This window comes from Candidatus Margulisiibacteriota bacterium (genome assembly GCA_041650635.1).
GTDB lineage: Bacteria > Margulisbacteria > WOR-1 > JAKLHX01 > JBAZKV01 > JBAZKV01.
Genome location: JBAZKV010000038.1, coordinates 1 through 6,331, shown reverse-complemented (window position 1 = coordinate 6,331; position 6,331 = coordinate 1). Strand labels below are relative to the sequence as shown.

General features: G+C 48.5%; 1 protein-coding gene. It reads left to right on the top strand.

Going from position 1 to position 6,331, the window contains the following annotated elements; all coding sequences use genetic code 11:
• Positions 1-1,281 precede the first annotated feature (1,281 nt).
• On the top strand, positions 1,282-6,331 hold a 5,050-nt coding region (locus tag WC490_07905), incomplete at its 3' end, for a 2-phospho-L-lactate transferase CofD family protein (GenBank protein MFA5098523.1).

Here is a 6,331-nt window from a genome sequence, read left to right as displayed (position 1 = left end):
ACAATTATCACGCTGCTCATTGCTGCATACGCCATAACAAGGCAGCCAAGGTCAAAGAAAGATGCCACAGAAGCCACACAAACACAGACATCGGGGATAAAGAGGGGAGAGGTTGTTTATCATCGCGCTAATTTTACTCCTCAGGAATTAGAACGAGCCATGGATTTGATAGATTTAAGATTAACCAGCCAGATTACTGCCAGAGAATACTATTGGAGATTAGGCCAGACGTTGAATCCGTATCAGAAGGCCATCAATGATTTATCCCAGAAAGACCCATGGACACCGTGGACACTTGATTATGCCAGAATGGCAATTGAGGCGATTGAAGGGCTAGGTCATGAATTTGTTCCTTTGCTGGTTGAGCCGGGAATCTCTACTCGAGCAACCGATTTTGCTGAATTTGCATCTCCCTTTGTAAGACAATATAAAGATCAAGGTAAACCTGTACCGCCTGACCAGGTAAGAGCTATCAGGGACAGATTTGAGGAGCACCTAGGCATAGTTACCATGTATCGTATTGTTTTAGTCAAGCCAGATTTTATTAAAAGACTAAAAGAGAATAAAGAAGGGCTAAGATCAAGGTTCATAAGTGAATGTTTATTTAATTTAGGTATTAGACAGGACATTATCAATAAGCTATCTTTTAATCTCTATGAACCAAGTTCCATGCTTTCTGTATCCGGCTCTATTGCTATTGCGCGAGAAGGAGCAAGTGATTCATCTGTGCAAGAAGGCTTGCCTTTCCCGGAAGCAGAGGATGGTAGTGAATATCTGTTTACCCTCTCAATACCTAGGATTTATCTGTTACACTGGAATTACGGGCTACTTCCCAGATATAGCAAAGCTGAAATTGACAGGAGCAAAGGTACCGCGTTCCCATTATCGGAAGAGCTAGGCGAGATGGAGAGATGGGAAACAGAATCCTTTGTTGAATTGATCGCCGACCATAGCTGGATAGAGGATATTTATTATATAAGTCCTTTTGCCCCAGCGCCCGGTGCCTCTTTCTTAGACCCTATTTTGCGCCGAGCCCTGGCCGAGTTGCTTACCTTACAGATGCAATTTAATAGATTCGCCAGCCAAACAGAAGAAGTCCAGCGAAGGTTAGAATCCCTTAAGCACTTATTAGAATCCCGTTCTCCTCCTGTGCCCTTAGCACAGGCCCTCTATGAATATTACGTATCTTCAGATTCACCCTATGCCTCAGAGCACAAAGCTGCCTTAACGGAAATAACCAGCCAGGCTATAGCGCACCCGCACTACAACTTCCTATTAAAGATGTTTGCCGAAGGAGAAAAAGGCCTGTTAGCAAAACAGGCATTAAAGGGTGATCCTTTATTTACGCAAAAACTGCCCAAAGATAAAAAGACCAAGAAGAAGATTAAGTCCCAGAGGAATAAAGCCCTCAGCGCCTGGAAGGATGCACAGGCAAAGGCAAAGGGCGGTAAGGATGCCTGGAACCGTGAATTCGAACCCGCTTTTCTGGATCTTGTTTGGAAGGAAGCGACCAAGACAGACCGCACCCTTGCCCAGGTCATCTTTGGAAGGTTTGTTGATACTATACCGCAACCTCAAGACTTAGGATTAAAGTCGCGCCTGCCCAGGAGCTTAAAGAGTGGTGCAAGGCCAGAGGAATTTTCCACCGAATATGTCTATTTAGGAGGCGGTGGTTACAACGGTGGAAGAATGGGTGCGGCCTTCACCTGGATACATAGAACAGATACGCCCGAAGAGAGAGCCCGTCTTGCCCCGCGCATCGCAGGGTTAGCTGCCATGACTTTTGATGACGGAGGACACTCGGCTGCTATTACAAGGTTGATCAGACATGGTTACCAGGTTTACTTCCCGGCGCCCGGAGATATGGGATCAGGCATTGTTATTTCAGGGACCCCCGCCAGAAAAGATCCGCCTCTACAGGCAAAGAGCGCGCTGCTTAACGTAAAGAACAAGCGTTTTGATCTAAAGGGCGCTGCAACCTGGAGAGAGCTTCTTGATCAGCGCCTGATCAGTCTCCAAAAACAAAGCCGCCTGCCTGGCAAGCTCCAGAAGGAATTACCCGAAGACTGGTTCTTCTTCTGCGCAAACATGCTTGACACCGCAGAGTACTTTGACAGGCACCTTATGCCCATTGTGAAAGGCTACGCGCCCAAAGATCACCAGAAGGCTTCGGGACAAAACCTTTATATTACTACAGTAGCCTTACGCGACGGAATAATCCAGGAGGGCCGCATTGATACCGCGCAAGGCCTCGTAAGAATGAGCGAGATGCTCGGAGTCGAAGACGTACTTATCTGGCCGGCGACCTTTGATGATGCGCGCCTGGCTGCTCAACCTAGAGAAGAAGGATTGCCCGTGATATACGGACAGTCAGCAATCACCGACGCTGAGCACCAGGGGCACTTTGGCTCTGTCTTTTTTACTCATCCTGCAGAGGCAGATGTTCAGGGTAACCCAAGGAGGCTCGCGCCAAATGAAACACCGCAGGCCGAACCCGAAGTAGTTGCCATGCTCGACCAAGTCCGTTCGGCAATCCTGGTTGGTGCAGGTTCGCCCTTTACTTCAGCTGCCCCGCAGCTCTTGCCTCGTGGCGTTGCCCAGGCGTTGATCCGCGCCAAACAAAGAGGGGTTGCCGTGATCTACGCGCCCAAGGTCGCCTGGGACCTTGAAACCGACGAGATATATCTTCGTGAACAGCTTCAGGCCATTGAGCGCTCCGTCCAGGCTTCAAACGGGGATGGTTCAATCACCTTTGAAAGGATGTTCAGCCATGTCATCCTGCCGCATGTGCCTCAATCAAAGATCAAGGCTTGCTATCACCTGGATGCCACCCTGGCAAAATACGCCAAGCTGCTCACTCCCGCCGGACAGGAACAGTTATCCTCCATACAATCAAGAGGAGACCTTACTACCACCGACAAATTTGTCGCGGCCAATACCGTTATGAAGGATCAGGCTTATTGGACAGATGCTACAAGGCAGCGATTCCTCATTGATAGGGCGGACAAACTTTCTAAGACCCTAAAATATCCGCTTATGCCTATCACCGATGCCGATAGGGAATATCTTACTTCGCGCGGCATTCACATATACGAAGAGATGAGCGGCAAAGGAGATTTTGTCATCGCCGACAAAAAAATATATTACAGCACCAAAACTCTGGCCAGGCACACCAAGGCTATCGCAGACGCTTATAAGGCGCAAGGTACCGCCCAGCCCGCCGCTGCTAAGAGGGACGCCTCAGGGGCTTCCCAGACCCAGACCTCGGGTATAAAGAGAAACGCATCACGTGCCTCACGCACCCAGACCTCGGGGATAAAGAGGAATGACGCTCTTATCGGTCTATGGAGAGAAAAGGCCAGGCTGGCTAAAGAATATTACCATAGGAACGAAGGTGCGCAAGCCCAGCAAATAAATTCTGCAGAGATGTTTAAAGCTGCCGAAGATGTCAAAACAGCCTTTTTCTATAATCCTTTTGATGCAGGCCTAAGGCAGGCATTAGAAGAAGCAGTTACAGCAGAAGGGACAGCGCTTCAGATAATAAGCGCTCTTGTTTTGGTTGAGATCGGTGACGCCAGGATCGTAAATATGGAGCAGCGGCTTCAGTTGTTGAGGATCCTGGTAAAGGCGGTTAAGAATAAAGTGCTGGTGCCGGATGGAGCATTGGAAGGCAGAATCGACCTGCATACCCATACATATCATTCCGACGGAATATTGTCAACGGCCGGCCTTGTTGCCAGGGCCTGGTTTGGAGGTATGCGTACCTTAGCAGTTACCAACCACAACACGTTTGAACATATGGAAGAAGCTGTCCTTGCCGCTAAGGTAATACGCGATGAAGGTTTTGTGGATTTTGAGGTAATCCCGGGGATAGAAATAGATGCCTGCTTTACCAAATTACCCAGCCATATCCTCGCATATTTCCCGATCGGACGCGGCATTAAGGGCAGGGAAACTATGGATGAATTCCTGGGGTGGTTAAGAAAGACAAGAACCTCAGCCGAGGCCCGGACGCTCGCCAGGACACATAATTATATCAGCAATGTAACCAATGATTTATTAAATACCTTGAGGGGCCTTAGTGAAAGAAAGGAATCGCTGTCCGGTATCTCATTTGAATGTCTGGAATTGGAAGAAAAAGATTTTATGAACCTTCAGCCCGGCTATTGGACATCTTCCTATGTCGTCTATGCATTGTACAGGAAATACGGCGTTGACTTAAGTATGCTGGAAAAAGCGGTCAACAAGATCAAAAGAGGCAAGGGCGTTGTGGCCGGCAATGAAGATCTGCGGGCGAGCGGGGTTTTTGGCATGAAGATCGGCGATGCCTTACGGTTTTTGCGGTCCCATGCCGCAGTAGTCTTTTTTGCCCATCCGCGTTATGTAACGGTAAACAAGCACGATGTGCAAAGGCGCGTAGCAGCAGGGGAGCAAAGGCCTGCGGCGAGAAGAAATCTAAAGATTGCCAGGATTGAGGCAACCTTTGCGAAATATCCGGGTTTCGTTGACGGCATTGAAGTTTATCATCCTGACCAGAACGCGCAATGGATAAGCGCATTAACCGCATTTATTCAAGGAAAGAACGCAGCAAGAACGGCGGATGATAATATCTTATCAAGTTGCAGTAGTGATTTCCATGGAGGCCCTTACGGTATGACCCATATTTCCCTCGGCAGAAGAACGCAGCTGGGAATCGGAAGGGCAACGGGCATGGGATACATTCCGCAAATAGTGGGCACAAATTATTCTATGGTAGAGGCGATCAAGCAAAGGGCCTTGAACAAATCGCGGCAAAGGAAAATTGATGCCGATGAGGGATTGGTGAGAAGATTTAGGGAACAACTTGATTTAGCTAATGCGGATTGTCAGGCAGGAATACCTGAAGAGATAGTTTTAGCTAGCCCGTGGGATGCAGGGCAGCAAAGATGGAAACCGAAGCACGGGATAAGTTCTGTCTTTTGGTTTGGCAGGGTTGCTGTTGAAAGGGCGAGAGAGGAATTAGACAGGCGGCTCAGGCAGAAATTAGGCGAAGAGAGCGATAATCTGCCTTTGGAATTCGTGGAGCCCGCTTCTTCGCACCTGACACTCATCGGTTTTAAGACTCAGGAAACGCCTTTGGATGATGATACTATTAGAAGGCAGCAGGAAGGCTCTGTGCGGATACTTTCAGAAAGGCTGAACAACTCATTTGAATTTGAGGCACGCGGCATTAACATTTTTGTGTCAAAATCCAAGGTTGTCATAATTATCCCGATCCTGGCGAATAGCAAAGACCTGGCGTTGCTTAATGATATTTTCAGGCAACATCTGGAAGAGATGGCGCAAGATACGACAATTTATCCGGAAATAACCCCTCATATTACCTTGGCCTATGCCTATGGAGCTATGGATATAAAAATTACCCGGGCTTTATTTGAAGTTATGGAGGAATTGCAGGATGAGTCATGGGGTGTGTTCTCGGCAGATGAAATAACACTGTATCATTTCTCCGACATATCTTTTACGCAGGGAAAGGTCCTTTGGAAAAAAGAACTGGTTTCCTATTCCGGAAACAATTACTTTGCCATACTTTCGCTCCTTTTAACCGACGCCGAGTTTTTTGTAGCAACTGTCATCATTTTGCTCATTGCCGCATACGCCATAACAAGACAGCCAAAGTCTAAGAGAAGCGCATCAGAAGCCATGCTCACTCAAACCTCCGGCATAAAGCACGACCATCAAGAGCCTGTGCGCAGAGTGCTCTTTGAAGGCCCGATCAGAGAGGTCCATGACTATATAAAGGATCACATCAGCGTGCCTGAATCAATTAACCTGGGCACAGCCTATGCCCAGGCCTTACGTAACGCCTCAGCCAGGTTCCCCAACCTCCTGGGCAACAGGCCGAATATCTCACTCGTTGAAGGCAGCCCGCGCTTAGTGTTCTCCGACAGCTGCAGCATTATAGTGATAGACAGGCGCGCCTTAAGGTCCATTTCCTTCCTGGAGATAGAGATAGAGGAGGAGCTCGTCAACATCGGCGCCTTCCCCTATATCAATCTTCTCCCCGGAGAGGACGCAGTGCTCGGCCTGGGTCTGGTAGAGATCATCACTGATATCCAGAAGGCCAAGCGCTTCCATGCGATGTCCCCTTCAGAGCAGGCAGGGATATTCAAGATCTTGCTTGGCGAAGGTGTAGATCCGCGAGGCCTGCATGAGGTATTCATCAGGAGCTACACAGATAATGCCAAGTTCTCCCAGTTCTTAGCCGAATTAAGGCCCAGCGTCGGCTTCCTGACCACCATGAGGTTACAGCAGCTCCAGGAACGACAGTCGCCTTTAGCCTCTTTAGTCT